This window comes from Rhodococcus pseudokoreensis (assembly GCF_017068395.1).
In the GTDB taxonomy this organism is placed as follows: Bacteria; Actinomycetota; Actinomycetes; order Mycobacteriales; family Mycobacteriaceae; genus Rhodococcus_F; species Rhodococcus_F pseudokoreensis.
On the sequence record NZ_CP070619.1, the window covers coordinates 266,416 to 282,011 of the forward strand.

At 69.0% G+C, this 15,596-nt stretch carries 13 protein-coding genes; 7 read left to right on the forward strand and 6 right to left on the reverse strand.

The window, feature by feature from the left end; translation table 11 throughout:
• Positions 1 to 38: 38 nt before the first annotated feature.
• Complete coding sequence (locus tag JWS13_RS06555; RefSeq protein WP_206005036.1) at positions 39 to 1,001, forward strand: COX15/CtaA family protein; 963 nt, start codon at positions 39 to 41, stop codon at positions 999 to 1,001.
• Here the strand turns inward: JWS13_RS06555 and JWS13_RS06560 are convergent.
• Complete coding sequence (locus JWS13_RS06560) at positions 998 to 1,363, reverse strand: hypothetical protein (protein WP_206005037.1); 366 nt, start codon at positions 1,361 to 1,363, stop codon at positions 998 to 1,000. The genes JWS13_RS06555 and JWS13_RS06560 overlap by 4 nt on opposite strands.
• A 79-nt stretch (positions 1,364 to 1,442) precedes the next feature.
• Here JWS13_RS06560 and JWS13_RS06565 point away from each other — a divergent pair, with 79 nt between their 5' ends.
• A complete protein-coding gene (locus JWS13_RS06565) occupies positions 1,443 to 2,408 on the forward strand; it encodes a quinone oxidoreductase family protein (protein WP_206005038.1) in 966 nt (321 codons plus the stop codon).
• Positions 2,409 to 2,448: 40 nt separating this feature from the next.
• Here JWS13_RS06565 and JWS13_RS06570 read toward each other — a convergent pair whose 3' ends face one another.
• A complete protein-coding gene (locus JWS13_RS06570) occupies positions 2,449 to 3,432 on the reverse strand; it encodes a heme o synthase (RefSeq protein WP_124390917.1) in 984 nt (327 codons plus the stop codon).
• A gap of 217 nt (positions 3,433 to 3,649) precedes the next feature.
• On the opposite strand from JWS13_RS06570, the gene tkt reads away from it, so the two are divergent.
• From tkt to pgl, 5 genes are read left to right on the forward strand one after another with little or no spacing between them, the layout of a single operon-like run.
• Positions 3,650 to 5,758 carry a transketolase gene (tkt, locus tag JWS13_RS06575; protein ID WP_206005039.1) on the forward strand — a complete coding sequence of 703 codons (2,109 nt, stop codon included), beginning with the start codon at positions 3,650 to 3,652 and terminating at the stop codon, positions 5,756 to 5,758.
• Between the two features lie 6 nt (positions 5,759 to 5,764).
• Positions 5,765 to 6,889: a transaldolase gene (gene tal, locus JWS13_RS06580; RefSeq protein WP_206005040.1), complete on the forward strand. Its 1,125-nt coding sequence runs from the start codon at positions 5,765 to 5,767 to the stop codon at positions 6,887 to 6,889.
• 3 nt (positions 6,890 to 6,892) lie between these two features.
• Positions 6,893 to 8,437 carry a glucose-6-phosphate dehydrogenase gene (gene zwf / locus JWS13_RS06585; protein ID WP_124390914.1) on the forward strand — a complete coding sequence of 515 codons (1,545 nt, stop codon included), beginning with the start codon at positions 6,893 to 6,895 and terminating at the stop codon, positions 8,435 to 8,437.
• Positions 8,438 to 9,349, forward strand: coding sequence for a glucose-6-phosphate dehydrogenase assembly protein OpcA (gene opcA / locus JWS13_RS06590; RefSeq protein WP_206005041.1), 912 nt, complete (start codon positions 8,438 to 8,440; stop codon positions 9,347 to 9,349). It abuts the gene before it with no gap.
• Positions 9,342 to 10,085: a 6-phosphogluconolactonase gene (pgl, locus tag JWS13_RS06595; protein WP_206005042.1), complete on the forward strand. Its 744-nt coding sequence runs from the start codon at positions 9,342 to 9,344 to the stop codon at positions 10,083 to 10,085. The genes opcA and pgl overlap by 8 nt, the downstream gene beginning before the upstream one ends.
• A 332-nt stretch (positions 10,086 to 10,417) precedes the next feature.
• On the opposite strand, the gene ppc is transcribed toward pgl, so the two are convergent.
• The 4 genes from ppc to JWS13_RS06615 all read right to left on the reverse strand — a co-directional run bounded on the left by ppc (position 10,418) and on the right by JWS13_RS06615 (position 15,580).
• A complete protein-coding gene (gene ppc / locus JWS13_RS06600) occupies positions 10,418 to 13,174 on the reverse strand; it encodes a phosphoenolpyruvate carboxylase (protein WP_206005043.1) in 2,757 nt (918 codons plus the stop codon).
• 46 nt (positions 13,175 to 13,220) lie between these two features.
• Complete coding sequence (gene secG, locus JWS13_RS06605; protein ID WP_015890633.1) at positions 13,221 to 13,454, reverse strand: preprotein translocase subunit SecG; 234 nt, start codon at positions 13,452 to 13,454, stop codon at positions 13,221 to 13,223.
• 125 nt (positions 13,455 to 13,579) lie between these two features.
• Positions 13,580 to 14,365, reverse strand: a complete 786-nt coding sequence (gene tpiA / locus JWS13_RS06610; protein WP_206005044.1) for a triose-phosphate isomerase — start codon at positions 14,363 to 14,365, stop codon at positions 13,580 to 13,582.
• A 3-nt stretch (positions 14,366 to 14,368) separates the two neighbouring features.
• Positions 14,369 to 15,580: a phosphoglycerate kinase gene (locus JWS13_RS06615; protein ID WP_206005045.1), complete on the reverse strand. Its 1,212-nt coding sequence runs from the start codon at positions 15,578 to 15,580 to the stop codon at positions 14,369 to 14,371.
• Between the last annotated feature and the right edge of the window lie 16 nt (positions 15,581 to 15,596).

Below are 15,596 nucleotides of genomic sequence, written 5' to 3' on the forward strand. Positions count from 1 at the left end.
CGACACGCTGTAGTTGACCGCCCTCTACCATCGATGCCGTGCTGTATCGCGGGTTTCTGAGCCTGGTAGACCGTCTCCCCCTTCCATCGCTGACCGTGCAGCGTGTCATCGCGTTCGCGGTGATCCTCACGCAAGGCGGCATCGCCGTCACCGGGGCCGTCGTCCGGGTGACGGCGTCCGGCCTCGGCTGCCCCACCTGGCCGCAGTGCTTCCCCGGCAGCTTCGTGCCGGTCGGGCACGGCGAGGTCGCCGTCGTCCATCAGGCGGTCGAGTTCGGCAACCGGCTGCTGACGTTCGTCGTCGTCGTCTCCGCGGCCCTGATCGTCCTCGCGGTCACCCGCGCACGCCGCCGCAAAGAGGTCCTCGTCTACGCGTGGATGATGCCGCTCGGCACTGTCGTACAGGCCGTCATCGGCGGTGTCACGGTGCTCACCGGACTGCTGTGGTGGACGGTCGCGGTGCACCTGCTCGCGTCGATGGCGATGGTGTGGCTGGCGACCGTGATGTACGCGAAGATCTGCGAACCCGACGACGCCCCGGCGATCGACGTGATCCCGGCACCGCTGCGCTGGCTCACCGCGCTGTCGGCTGTCGCGCTGGCCGGCGTCCTCGCCGCCGGAACGCTGGTCACGGGTGCGGGACCGCACGCGGGAGACAAGAGTCTCGACCGCGTCGTTCCCCGCCTCGAGGTGGAGATCGTCACGCTCGTGCACCTGCATGCACAACTGCTGGTGGGTTACCTGGCGTTGCTGGTCGGCCTGTGCTTCGGCCTGTACGCCGTCGGCGCCACGCGCGCGGTGAAGGTCCGGGTGCAGGTTCTGCTCGCACTGGTGGTGGCGCAGGCGCTGATCGGGCTGGTCCAGTTCTTCACGGACGTTCCCGCCGCGTTGGTGGCGTTCCACGTCGCGGGGGCCGGGCTGTGCACCGCGGCCACCGCGGCGGTGTGGGCCGCGGGGCGCACCCGCGAGTACGTCACGCAGCCCGACACCGCGAGCGTCTAGCGCTCGTTGCGGGCCTTCGGGAAGCGAGTCTGCCGCGCGACCCAGCCGGCCATCTTCTGAATGTGACCCTTGCGGGGCGTGACGATGCTGGTGATCGCGCGGTCCCACTCCGAGACGGTGACATCGTCGAGCGAGGCGACGACGGCGTTCGCGGTGGCGAGATCCTCGACCACCTGGTCACCGAGGATGCCGTCGGCTCCGACGAGGGTGATCCGGACGCCGGCGAGCCCGATGGGCTGAATGACGGCGCTGGCCGAACCGCCGTGCTCGGCGACGAACTTCTTGATCGCGTCGACCGTGTGGGACGGCAGCGAGGGCGCCGGGCTCGAGGGGGCCTGTTCCGCATGGGTGTCGGTACTCATGATCCGAGAATACTGGGCGGTAGACGCGGCGTGTCCGCCAGGCTCCGTGCGGCGGGCCGCGCCGTGTAGAACTGAAACCATGCGCGCAATACAGGTTTCCCGTCTCGGTGGTCCCGACGTCCTCGAACCGGTAGAGGTTCCCGAACCCGGGATCGGAGCGACGGATCTGCTCGTTCGCACCGACGCGATCGGCATCAACTTCATCGACACGTACTTCCGGACGGGGCTGTACCCGCGGCCACTGCCCTACGTTCCCGGCGACGAGGGCTCCGGTGTCGTGGAAGCCGTCGGCGGCGACGTGGCTGATTTCGCACCCGGCGACCGGGTGGCCTGGTGCGCCGCTCCCGGCAGTTACGCGGAGAAGGTGGCCGTGCCCGCGGCGGCCGCGATCGCCGTCCCCGACTCCGTGCCCGCCCCGCAGGCCGCCTCCGCGCTGCTGCAGGGCATGACCGCCCACTACCTGGCCCACTCCACGTACCCGATCCGGTCCGGCGACACCGTGCTCGTCCACGCCGGTGCGGGCGGAGTCGGGTTGATCCTCACGCAGATGGCGACGACGCTGGGCGCCCGGGTGATCACCACCGTGTCCTCCGACGCGAAGGAGCAGTTGTCCCGGGACGCCGGGGCACACGAGGTGCTGCGCTACGACGACGACATCGCGGCCCGGGTGCGGGAACTCACCGACGGCGAGGGCGTCGCAGCAGCGTACGACGGTGTCGGCGCGTCCACGTTCGAGGCCAGTCTCGCGTCGGTGCGGATCCGGGGAACGGTCGCCCTGTTCGGTGCGGCGAGCGGGCCGGTGCCGCCGTTCGATCCGCAGCGGCTGAACCCGGCGGGTTCACTGTTCCTCACCCGGCCCACGCTCGCGCACCACATCCGTAACCGGGAGGAATTGACGTGGCGGGCCGGGGACGTGTTCTCCGCCCTCGCCGACGGTGCACTGACGGTCCGGGTGGGAGCGGAGTACCCGCTCGAGCGGGCGGAGGAGGCGCATCGCGACCTCGAGGCGCGGGCGACGACGGGATCGATCGTGCTGGTGCCCTGAGGCGAAGCCTCAACTCAGCCTGCTGAGCTGAGGCGCGGCCTCAGCTCAGCAGGCTGCCGATGGTCTGCAGTCCCAGCACCGAGTCGACGGCGAGCCCGACGAAGACGATGGCCAGGTAATTGTTGGACTGCAGGAACAGGCGGAGCGGTTTCACGGCCGCTCCGCCGCGGACGCTCCGGTACAGCTGATGGGCCATGAGCAGGAACCAGGCGCCTGCGACGAGGGTGACGGCGGCGTAGACGACGCCCGCGGCGGGGACCAGCGCGAGCGACGTGACGACCATGGCCCAGCTGTACAGCAGGATTTGTTTGGTGACGTGCTCCTCGGTGGCGATCACCGGCAGCATCGGGACACCGGCCGCCTTGTAGTCCTCCTTGTAGCGCATCGCGAGCGCCCAGGTGTGCGGCGGCGTCCAGAAGAAGATGACCAGGAACAGCACGATGGGCTGCCAGCTCAGCGATCCGGTGACCGCCGACCAGCCGACCATGACGGGCATGCAGCCCGCGGCGCCGCCCCAGACGACGTTCTGCCAGGTCCGGCGCTTGAGCACCATCGTGTACACGAGCACGTAGAACGCGATGGTCAGGACGACCAGGCAGCCGGCGAGCAGGTTGGCCCGCCACCACAACCACAGGAACGACGCGACCCCGAGGGTCATGCCGAACACGAACGCGTGCGACGTCGGCACCGCGTCGCGGGCCAGCGGCCTGCGCGCGGTGCGCTTCATGACCTTGTCGATGTCGGCGTCGACGACGCAGTTGAGGGAGTTCGCGCTCGCCGCACCCATCCAGCCGCCGAACAGCGTGCTGAGGATCAGCAGGATGTCGACGTTGCCACGGTCGGCCAGCAGCATCGCCGGGATGGTCGCGACCAGCAGCAGTTCGATCACCCGCGGCTTGGTCAACGCGATGTAGGCCAGGACCTTGCCCGTGGCGCGGCCGAGCACCGTGTCGGTGCCGGTCGCGCGGGGGGCGGGGCTGGGGCTGCCGAAGCCGTGTCCGCTCGGCTGATGCCCTGTCCGCACGTTCTCTCCTCGCACCACGCGTAATTCCACATCCGAATGCCGGTGCCTGCTCCCGAAGTTCTTCGCGAGGGCCGGCCGTCCTACTACAACCGATGGTAGACCGCCGTAATGCGCGAACCGAATCGACCCGGATACGACCGCGCACTAGGCTGGAGTCGCACAAGAGGCCCACGCATCCTCAGGCTCCACGTTCACCCATGTCAGGAGACTTCTGCCCGTGTCGATCACAGACGACATCCACGTCCTCACGCAACCGGTTCATCCCGCCGACTGGACCGAACTGGACACCAAGGCCGTCGACACCATCCGGGTGCTCGCCGCCGATGCAGTGCAGAAGGTGGGCAACGGCCACCCCGGCACGGCCATGAGCCTCGCCCCCCTCGCCTACACCCTCTTCCAGCGCGTCATGCGTCACGATCCCACGGACGCCGACTGGATCGGCCGCGACCGGTTCGTGCTGTCCTGTGGACACTCCAGCCTCACCCTCTACATCCAGCTGTACCTCGCCGGCTACGGGCTCGAACTGGAAGACCTGGAAGCGCTGCGCACCTGGGGCTCGAAGACCCCCGGCCACCCCGAGCACGGCCACACCCGCGGCGTCGAGATCACCACCGGTCCGCTGGGTCAGGGTCTGGCCTCCGCCGTCGGCATGGCCATGGCCGCCCGCCGTGAGCGCGGCCTGTTCGACCCCGAGCCCGCGCTCGGCGAGAGCCCGTTCGATCACCACATCTACGTGATCGCCTCCGACGGCGACATCGAGGAGGGCGTCACCTCCGAGGCGTCGTCGATCGCCGGTGTGCAGCAGCTCGGCAACCTGACGCTGATCTACGACGACAACAAGATCTCCATCGAGGACGACACCGCCATCGCGCTGTCCGAGGACACCGCCGCCCGCTACGAGGCGTACGGCTGGCACGTGCAGATCGTCGAGGGCGGCGAGAACGTCGTCGCCATCGAAGAGGCCCTGAACAAGGCCCGCGAGGTCACCGACAAGCCGTCGCTGATCCTGCTCCGCACGATCATCGGCTTCCCCGCCCCGACCAAGATGAACACGGGCGCGGCGCACGGCGCCGCCCTCGGTGCCGACGAGGTCGCGGCCGTGAAGAAGGCGCTCGGTTTCGATCCGGACAAGACGTTCGAGGTCGCCGACGACGTCATCGCGCACACCCGCAAGGTCGTCGAGCGCGGCGCGCAGGCGCACAAGGAATGGCAGGCCCAGTACGACGAGTGGACGCAGCGCGCCCCCGAGGGCAAGAAGCTGCTCGACCGCCTGATCGGGCGCGACCTGCCCGCCGGCTGGGCCGACGTCCTCCCGACGTGGGAGCCCGACGCGAAGGGTCTCGCCACCCGTAAGGCGTCCGCCGCCGTGCTGAACGCCGTCGGACCGGTGCTGCCCGAGCTGTGGGGTGGCTCCGCCGACCTCGCGGAGAGCAACAACACCACCATCAAGGGCGCCGACTCGTTCGGTCCCAAGTCCATTTCCACCAGCATGTGGAACGCGGAACCGTACGGTCGCACCCTGCACTTCGGTGTCCGCGAGCACGCGATGGGCTCGATCCTCAACGGCATCGCCCTGCACGGGCCGACCCGCCCCTACGGCGGCACGTTCCTCGTCTTCAGCGACTACATGCGTCCCGCCGTGCGGCTGGCCGCGATCATGAAGACCGCGGTCACCTACGTGTGGACGCACGACTCCATCGGACTCGGCGAGGACGGTCCCACCCACCAGCCGATCGAGCACCTCGCGGCACTGCGCGCCATCCCCGGCCTGTACGTCGTGCGGCCCGGCGACGCCAACGAGACCGCGCACGCGTGGCGCGCCGTCCTCGAAAAGGGCGCCGACGAGGCCACCCGCGCTCCCGCCGGTCTCGCCCTGACCCGCCAGGACCTGCCGGTCCTCGAGGGCACCAGCTACGAGGGTGTCTCCCGCGGCGGGTACGTCCTCGCCGACGCGTCCACGGGGGCACCGGAGGTCGTGCTGATCGGCACCGGCTCCGAGCTGCAGCTGGCGGTCGCCGCCCGCGAGGCCCTCGAGGCCGACGGCATCCCCACCCGGGTCGTGTCCATGCCCTGCGTCGAGTGGTTCGACGCCCAGGACCAGGCCTACCGCGACGGTGTGCTCCCCCCGACGGTCAAGGCGCGGGTCGCCGTCGAGGCCGGCATCTCCATGCCGTGGTACCGCTTCGTCGGTGACGCAGGGGAGATCATCTCCATCGAGCATTTCGGCGCCTCCGCCGACCACAAGACCCTGTTCCGCGAGTTCGGCTTCACCGCCGAAGCCGTCACCGCCGCCGCACAGCGCTCGCTCGCACGCGTGAAGGGATAGAACGCCATGACTCAGAACCCCAACCTCCAGAAGCTCTCCGAAGCCGGCGTCTCGGTGTGGCTCGACGACCTCTCCCGTGACCGCATCGAGTCCGGCAACCTCGCCGAACTCATCGCGAGCAAGAGCATCGTCGGTGTCACCACCAACCCGTCGATCTTCCAGGCCGCACTCAGCAAGGGCCACGTCTACGACGCGCAGGTCCGGGAACTCGCCGAGCGCGGCGCCGACGTCGAGGCCACCATCCGCACGGTGACCACCGACGACGTCCGCGCCGCCTGCGACGTCCTCGCCCCGCAGTTCGAGGCGAGCCACGGCGTCGACGGCCGGGTGTCCATCGAGGTCGACCCGCGCCTCGCCCACGACGCCGACAAGACCGTCGCGCAGGCCGTCGAACTGTGGAAGATCGTCGACCGTCCGAACCTGTTCATCAAGATCCCGGCCACCGAGGCCGGCATCCCGGCCATCGCCAAGGTGCTCGGTGAGGGCATCAGCGTCAACGTCACGCTGATCTTCTCGGTGGAACGCTACGAACTCGTCATGGGCGCTTACCTCGACGGCCTCGAGGCCGCGAAGGCCGCCGGCCACGACCTGTCGCGGATCCACTCGGTCGCCTCGTTCTTCGTCTCCCGCGTCGACACCGAAATCGACAAGCGGCTCGACAAGATCGGCACCCCCGACGCTCTCGCACTGCGCGGCAAGGCCGGCCTCGCCAACGCCCGCCTCGCCTACGCTGCCTACCAGCAGGTCTTCGAGGTGCAGCCGCGGTTCCAGGGCCTGCTCGAAACCGGTGCCCGCCCGCAGCGCGCACTGTGGGCGTCGACGGGAGTCAAGAACCCCGCCTACCCGGACACCCTGTACGTCGCCGATCTGGTCGCCCCGAACACCGTGAACACGATGCCGGAGAAGACCCTCGACGCGTTCGCCGACCACGGCGAGGTCTCCGGCGACACCGTCTCCGGCACCGCGGTCGCGTCGCAGGAGATCTTCGACCAGCTCACCGCCGTCGGCATCGACCTTCCCGACGTGTTCAAGGTGCTCGAGGACGAGGGCGTCGACAAGTTCGAGGTGTCCTGGAACGAACTCCTGGAGGCCACCGCGGAGCAGCTGCGCGCAGCAGGGCAGAAGAGCTGATACGTGAGCGATCCCGCAGCGTCAGACGATTGGGTCAATCCACTTCGCGACAGTAGGGACAAGCGCCTACCACGCATCGCCGGGCCGTGTGCGCTGGTGATCTTCGGTGTCACCGGCGACCTGGCCCGGCGCAAGTTGATGCCCGCCATCTACGATCTGGCCAATCGTGGTCTTCTGCCGCCCGGGTTCGCTCTCGTCGGGTTCGCCCGCAGGGATTGGTCGGACGAGGATTTCGGCAAGATCGTGCACGATGCCGTGCGCGATCATTCCCGCACCCCGTTCCGGGAGGACGTGTGGGAGCGGCTGTCGGAGGGCCTGCGGTTCGTCAAGGGCAGCTTCGACGACCCGGCGTCCTTCCAGGAACTGGCGAACACCCTCGCCACGCTCGAACGCGAACGCGGGACCGGCGGCAATCACGGGTTCTATCTCGCGATTCCGCCGGACGCGTTCCCGGTGGTCCTCAAGCAGCTGTCCGAGGCCGGCCTCGCCCGGTCGACCGACAGCCAGTGGCGCCGGGTGGTCATCGAGAAGCCGTTCGGTCACGACCTTGCGAGCGCACGTGAGCTCAACGCGGTCGTGAACGAGGTCTTCCCCGAGGACACCGTCTTCCGGATCGACCACTACCTCGGCAAGGAAACCGTTCAGAACATCCTGGCGCTGCGGTTCGCCAACCAATTGTTCGATCCGATCTGGAACGCCCACTACGTGGATCACGTGCAGATCACCATGGCCGAGGACATCGGTCTCGGTGGGCGGGCCGGGTACTACGACGGCATCGGGGCGGCGCGGGACGTCATCCAGAATCACCTGCTGCAACTCCTCGCGTTCACGGCGATGGAGGAGCCGATCAGCTTCGAACCGTCGGAGTTGCAGGCGGAGAAGATCAAGGTGCTCTCCGCCACCAAACTCGCGCAGCCGCTCGACGAGACCACCGCGCGCGGGCAGTACGCGGGCGGCTGGCAGGGCGGCACCCGGGTGGTCGGCCTGCTGGAGGAGGACGGGTTCTCGCAGGACTCCACCACGGAGACGTTCGCGGCCATCACCCTCGAGGTCGACACCCGCCGCTGGGCGGGTGTGCCGTTCTATCTCCGCACCGGGAAGCGGCTCGGCCGCCGGGTCACCGAGATCGCCGTGATCTTCAAGCGCGCGCCGCACCTGCCGTTCGATCAGACGATGACCGAGGAACTCGGTCAGAACGCGCTCGTCATCCGGGTGCAGCCGGACGAGGGTGTGACGATGCGCTTCGGGTCCAAGGTCCCGGGATCGAGCATGGAGGTCCGCGACGTCAGCATGGACTTCAGCTACGGCCAGGCGTTCACCGAGTCGTCCCCCGAGGCGTACGAACGCCTCATCCTCGACATGCTGCTGGGTGAACCCTCCCTGTTCCCCGTCAACGCCGAGGTCGAATTGTCGTGGGAGATCCTCGATCCGGCGCTCGCCGCCTGGGCCGCGGAGGGCAAACCGGAACCGTACGAGGCAGGCACGTGGGGTCCCCCGTCCGCGGACGAAATGATGCAGCGCACCGGTCGCGAATGGAGAAGGCCGTAGATGATCATCGACATCCCCTCGACCACCACCGGCCAGGTCAACAAGAAGCTGGTGGAGGTCCGGAAGACCGGCGGGGCGGTGACGCTGGGACGGGTTCTCACCCTGGTGGTGTGCACCCGGGACAGCGAGAATTCCGAGGACATAATCGACGCCGCCAACGAGGCGAGCCGGGAACATCCCTGTCGTGTCATCGTCGTCGCCCGCGGTTCCCGCGACGCCGAACCGCGGCTGGACGCCCAGATCAGGGTCGGGGGTGACGCCGGCGCCTCGGAGGTGGTGGTGCTCCGCCTGTTCGGCGAACTCGCCGACCACGAGAGCAGCGTGGTGGTGCCGTTCCTCCTCCCCGACACCCCGGTCGTCGTGTGGTGGCCGGAGTCCGCTCCCGCCGTCCCCGCGAAGGACCCGGTCGGGAAGCTCGCGATCCGGCGCATCACCGACGCCACGGACCGTCCGGATCCCGCCGCCGAGATCAAGGGCCGCCTCGCCTCCTACACGTCCGGTGACACGGATCTGGCGTGGAGCCGCATCACGATGTGGCGGGGGCTCATCACCTCGGCCGTCGATCAGCCACCGCATTCGCGCATCGAATCGGCGGTGGTGTCGGGTCTCGTGGACGAGCCCGCCGTCGACATGATCGCCGGATGGCTGGCGGGCCGTCTCGATGCGCCCGTCAGCCGCAGGGTCGGACCGTTGTTCGTGACACTCGCGTTCGCGGACGGTGGCACGCTGACCATCAGCCGCCCGCAGACCGGCACCACCGCGACGTTGTCGCGGACCGGGAAACCGGATGCGCTGGTGGCGCTGGGCAGGCGGGAGACCCGCGACTGCCTGGCCGAAGAACTACGCAGACTGGACCCCGACGAGGCCTACGAGGCCGCACTCGCCGGGCTGACGAAGGTGACGTATGAGTGACATCCACGTAGAAGTGCACCCCGACACCGCCACGCTGGTGACGAAGGCCGCGGAGCGGTTCGTCGCCACCGTCGTCGCCGCCCAGAAGGAGCGCGGTTCGGCGTCGGTGGTCCTCACCGGCGGCGGCACCGGGATCGGGCTGCTCGAGAAGGTCCGGGAAAACCCGGGCGACATCGACTGGCGCGCGATCGACATCTTCTGGGGCGACGAGCGTTTCCTGCCGGCCGGCGATCCGGAACGCAACGACGTGCAGGCGCGGGCCGCACTGCTCGACCACGTCGACGTCGATCCCGACCGCGTGCACACCATGCCCGTCGCGGACGGGATCTACGAGAACGACCCGGAGGCGGCCGCCGTCGCGTACGCGCAGGTACTCGGGGCCCACGCCGACGGCAGGCAGGTCCCGGTCTTCGACGTCCACCTGCTCGGCATGGGCGGTGAGGGGCACGTCAATTCGCTGTTCCCCGACACCGACGCGGTCCGCGAGGAGCACCGGTTCGTCGTCGCGGTGACGGACTCCCCCAAGCCGCCGCCGGTGCGGGTCACGCTGACCCTGCCCGCCGTCCGGCACGCCGACGAGGTGTGGCTCGTCGTGTCCGGTGACGCCAAGGCCGAGGCCGTGGCCGCAGCGATCGCAGGCGCACCGCCCGTCGAGATCCCGGCGTCCGGGGCCCGCGGACTCTCGGCCACCCGGTGGCTGCTCGACACGTCGGCCGCGTCTCTGCTGCCGAACTGACGCCTGCCGAACCGACGCTGTCATCCGACGGGGTCCTCGTCGTCTCCCGGTAACCCGGCGGGCGACCGGGGGTCCCGTTCGACCGGTGTCCGGGTGACCCGGCATTCGGTGACGATGCGGCCGGCCCGGTGCGGGCTCGCCGCCCGCGTCCCCCGCCGCCCGATTCCGCCGCGCCAATAGACCGGGTCACCCGCGCATCGCCTCATCCGTCGCCCCACTTCGTCTCGGAAACGTTGTGCTCTTTCCCGTTTTGACGCAGGGACGGACGGTTCGGTTCCCGCGCCCGGCAAGAAAGTTCGTGCACTTTCTCGCGGGCGCGGAAACCGGCCCTGCTACCCGCTGTTGCGCAGTGCGGTCGCCAGCCCGTTCATCGTGAGCTGGATGCCGCGGCGCGTCTGATCGCTGTCGTCCCCGGCCCGGTAGCGGCGCAGCAGTTCCACCTGCAGGTGGTTGAGCGGCTCGAGGTACGGGAACCGGTTGTGCACCGACCGCTCCAGACCGGGATTGTCGGCGAACAGTGTGTCGTTCCCGGTGACCGCCTTGTACATCCGGATGGTCCGCTCGTGCTCCTCGGCGATCTTGCCGAACACCCGTCGGCGCAGTTCCTCGTCGGGGACGAGTTCCGCGTACCGGGCGGCGAGACCCATGTCGGACTTCGACATCACCATCGCCAGGTTCGACAGCACGGTCCGGAAGAACGGCCACGTCTCGTAGAGGCGGGACAGCGTCGCCACCCGGTCGGGGTCGCCCTGCGTCCATTCCTCGAACGCGGCGCCGGTGCCGTACCACCCGGGCAGCATGACCCGGGACTGGCTCCACGACAGCACCCACGGGATGGCCCGTAGGTCGGAGATGGACGTGGTCTGCTTGCGGGAGGCCGGGCGGCTGCCGATGTTGAGCGCCCCGATCTCCGCGACCGGGGTCGACATCTCGAAGTACTCCACGAATCCGGGTGTCTCGTGCACCAATTCGCCGTAGGCGCGGCGGGCCAGTGCGGCGAGTTCGTCGAGGATGCGGTACGCAGGTTCGGCGTCGTCGCCGAGGCCCTCGACGTCGAGGAGGGTGGCCTCGAGGGTCGCGGCGAGCAGCGTTTCGAGATTGCGTTGCGCGAGGCGGGGTTCCGCGTACTTGGCGGCGATCACCTCGCCCTGTTCGGTGATCCGCAGGGATCCGGCGACCGCACCGGGCGGCTGCGCGAGGATCGCCTCGTAGCTGGGTCCGCCGCCGCGGCCCACGGTGCCGCCGCGACCGTGGAAGAGCCGCAACCGGATTCCCGTCTTGCGGGCCGCGTCGACCAGGTCCAGCTCGGCGCGGTACAGCGCCCAGTTGGCCGCCAGGTAGCCGCCGTCCTTGTTGGAGTCGGAGTACCCGAGCATCACTTCCTGGGCGTCGCCGCGCGCCGACACCAGGGCCCGGTAGATCGGGACCTCCAGGGTGGCCTCGAGGGTGGCGGCCCCCTGTTGCAGGTCCTCGATCGTCTCGAACAACGGCACGATGCCCACCGGGCAGGTCGGCGCCTCCCCCGATCCGGGATCGAGGATGCCGACCTCCTTCAGCAGGACCGCGGCCTCGAGCATGTCGCTGACGGAGGTGCACATGCTGATGATGTAGTTGGGTACCGCGCCCGCACCGAGGGTCCGCACGGCGTCGGCGCCGGCCTGGAGAATGGCGAGTTCCTTCGCCGTGAGCTCGCTGAACTCGGCGTTCGCCGTGGTCAGGGGGCGCCGGGTGGACAGTTCCGCCGACAGCAACTCCACCCGCTCGTCCTCGGACAGCGACGGGTAGTCGGCGTGCACGCCCGCCCACGCGAGCAGTTCGGCGACGACGGTCTCGTGCACGTCCGAGTTCTGCCGCATGTCGAGGCCGGAGAGGTGGAAACCGAACACCTCCACCGAGTCCCGCAGGGTCGCCAGTCCGTCGTCGGCGATCGTGCCGTCGCCGCCGCGCCGCAGCGAGTCGTCGACGACGTCGAGTTCGCCGAGCATCTGCCGCGGCGTGTCGTAGGGCGCGAGCCCGAGGTCGAGCCCGTGGTCGGGGGCCTCTCCCAGAATGCGGTGCGCGGTGGCCGTGAGACGCCCCCGGATGCCCCGCACGGCACGCCGGTACGGTTCGTCGGCCCGGAACGGTGAATCGTCCTGGGACGCCGCGGCCAGGAGGTCGAGGGCCGGTGTGACGGTGACGAGACGGGCCGACATGGACAGTTCCCGCTCGAGCGTCTCGAGTTGCCCGAGATGATGCTCGAGCGCGGTGGCCGCGGCGCGGGTGGTCGCCTGGCGGACCACCTCGTCGGTGACGTAGGGATTGCCGTCGCGGTCCCCGCCGATCCACGATCCGGGACGCAGAATCGGTTCCCGGCCCAGATCGGCGTCCGGCCACCGCGACCGCAGGGCACTGCGCAGTTCGGCGTTGATCTTCGGGACGACCTCGAACAGCGCCGCGTCGTAGTACCGCAGCCCGACCTCGATCTCGTCCTGGATCCGCAACCGCGACAACCGGATCAGCGCGGTCTGCCACAGGGTGAGGATCTGCCGACGCAACCGGACGTCGACGTCGGCCGTCTCGGATTCGGTCAGCGCGGTGCGTTCGCGGTACCGCATCAGTTCGGTGATCCGCGTCTGAGTCTCGAATACCGTGCGGCGACGGGTCTCGGTGGGATGCGCGGTGATGACCGGCGACACGAGCGCCCCGCGCAACGCGTCCGCGACGACGTCGCTGCTCAGGTGAGCGGCGTCGAGCTTGGCGAACGTGGCGGTCAGGGTGCTGTCGGGGGCGGGTTCACCGGCGGCGACGTGGACGGCACGCCGGCGTTCGCGGTGGTTGTCCTCGGCGAGGTTGGCCAGCAGGGCGAAGTGGCTGAAAGCTCGGATGACGGGAATGGCGTCGCTCGTGGACACCTCGGTGAACATGTCGGCCAGATCGGCGCGGTCGATCTCGGAACGACGCACCCGGAACGATTCGACCCTGGCCTTCTCGACGAGGTCGAAGACGCCGTCTCCTGCCTGTTCCCGCACTATCTGACCGAGGATGCCGCCCAGGAGCCGAATGTCTTCGCGGAGTGGTTCAGTGGCCTCACGTGGGGTTTCGATCATGCATCCAGTATCGACCGGTGACGGCCCGTCCGCATGATGAAGCCGATCAGCCGAACTTGATCTCCAGGCCGATGCCGATGATGGCGATGAACCAGATCAGACCGGTGAAGACGGTGAGCCGGTCGAGGTTCTTCTCGACCACGGTGGAACCGGACAGGCTGGACTGGACGCCGCCGCCGAACAGGCTGGACAGACCGCCGCCCTTACCGCGGTGCAGCAGCACCAGCAGAATCAGCAGCAAGCTGGTGATCACCAGCAAGATATCCAGGAACAGTTCCATGTCTGTCTACGTCCACCCATCCAGTAGGAACAACTACGACCTCGTACACCCTACAGGCGCTCCGCGCTCGTGCGCCTTTCCGGTACCCACCGCTACCGGAAAGGCGCACGAGCGCCGAAGGCGCCTTACGGCAGGGGTCCGCCCGCGGCGATCGCCGACAGGGTGGCGAACTCGTCGGCCTTCAGCGAGGCGCCGCCCACGAGGGCGCCGTCCACATCCGTCTGCCCGACGATCTCCCCGACGTTCTTCGCGTTGACGCTGCCGCCGTACAGAACGCGGACACCGGATGCGACGTCCGGCGAGGCCAGCTCGCCGAGCGTGGCGCGGATCGCGGCGCAGACTTCCTGCGCGTCCGCGGCACTGGCCACCCGGCCGGTGCCGATGGCCCACACCGGCTCGTACGCGATGACGACCTTGGCGATGTCCTCGGCGGACAGCCCGGCGAGCGAACCCCGCAGCTGCTCGACGTTGTAGGACACGTGCTCGCCGGCCTCGCGGATATCGAGGCCCTCACCGATGCAGACGATCGGGGTGATCCCGTTCTTCAGCGCGGCCTTGGTCTTGGCCAGCACGGTGTCGTTGTCCTCACCGTGCAGGGTCCGGCGCTCCGAGTGCCCGACGACGACGAACGTGCAGCCCAGCTTGGCCAGCATGGAACCGCTGATCTCGCCGGTGTACGCGCCCGAATCCTGGGCCGACACGTCCTGCGCACCGTAGGTGAGCAGGAGCTTGTCGCCCTCGACCAGGGTCTGCACGCTGCGGATGTCGGTGAACGGCGGGATCACCGTCACGTCGACCTTGTCGAAGTACTTCGCCGGGAGCGAGAAGGCGATCTTCTGAACCAGCGCGATGGCCTCGAGGTGGTTCAGATTCATCTTCCAGTTGCCGGCGATCAGCGGCTTCCGTGCCATGCCTCAGCCCTCCAGAACTGCGATGCCGGGGAGTTCCTTGCCCTCGAGGTACTCGAGGGAGGCGCCGCCACCGGTGGAGATGTGCGAGAAACCGTCCTCGGGCAGACCGAGCTGGCGCACCGCCGCGGCGGAGTCACCGCCACCGACGACGCTGTACGCGCCCTTGCCGGTGGCCTCGATGATCGCCTCGGCGACACCCTTGGTGCCCGCGGCGAACTTCTCGAACTCGAACACGCCCATCGGGCCGTTCCAGAACACGGTCTTCGCGCTGGTCAGGATCGCGGCGAACCGGCGAACCGACTGCGGTCCGATGTCGAGTCCCATCCAGCCGTCCGGGATCTCGAGCACCGACACGATCTTCGACTCGGCGTCGGCCGAGAACGAATCGGCGATGACCACGTCCTGCGGGATGTGGATGACGTCGGCGTACTGCTCGAGCAGCGCCTTGCACGTGTCGATCATCGACTCCTCGCACAGCGAGTTGCCGACCGAGACGCCCTGTGCTGCGAGGAACGTGTAGTACATGCCGCCGCCGATGACGAGGGTGTCGACCTTGGGAGCCAGTGCCTCGATCACCGCGAGCTTGTCCGACACCTTGGAACCACCGAGCACGACCGCGTACGGCCGCTCCGGCTCCTCGGTGAGCTTGCCGAGCACCTCGATCTCGGCGTCGACGAGCTTGCCCGCGTAGTGCGGGAGCAGCTTCGCGACGTCGTACACCGACGCCTGCGCGCGGTGCACGACACCGAAGCCGTCGGACACGAACGCACCGTCGTCGCCGACGAGTTCGACCAGGGCCTTGGCGAGCTTCGTCCGCTCGGCCTCGTCCTTGCTGGTCTCCCGCGGGTCGAAGCGGATGTTCTCCAGCAGGAGGACGTCGCCGTCGGTGAGTCCCTCCGCGCGTGCCAGCGCGTCCTGCCCGACGACGTCGCCGGCGAGCTGGACGTTGCGGCCGAGCACCTCGGCGAGCTTGGCCGCCACCGGTGCGAGGGAGTACTGCGGGTCGGGCTCGCCCTTGGGGCGACCCAGATGGGCGGTGACGATGACCTTGGCGCCCGCCTCCGCCAGCGCTTTCAGCGTCGGTGCGGAAGCGAGGATGCGCCCGGGATCGGTGATCCGGTCGCCGTCGAGGGGAACGTTGAGGTCGGAGCGCACCAGCACGGCGCGCCCCTCGACCCCAGCGTTCAGAAGATCGTCGAGAGTCTGAACTGCCACTGTTACCGGACCTTCA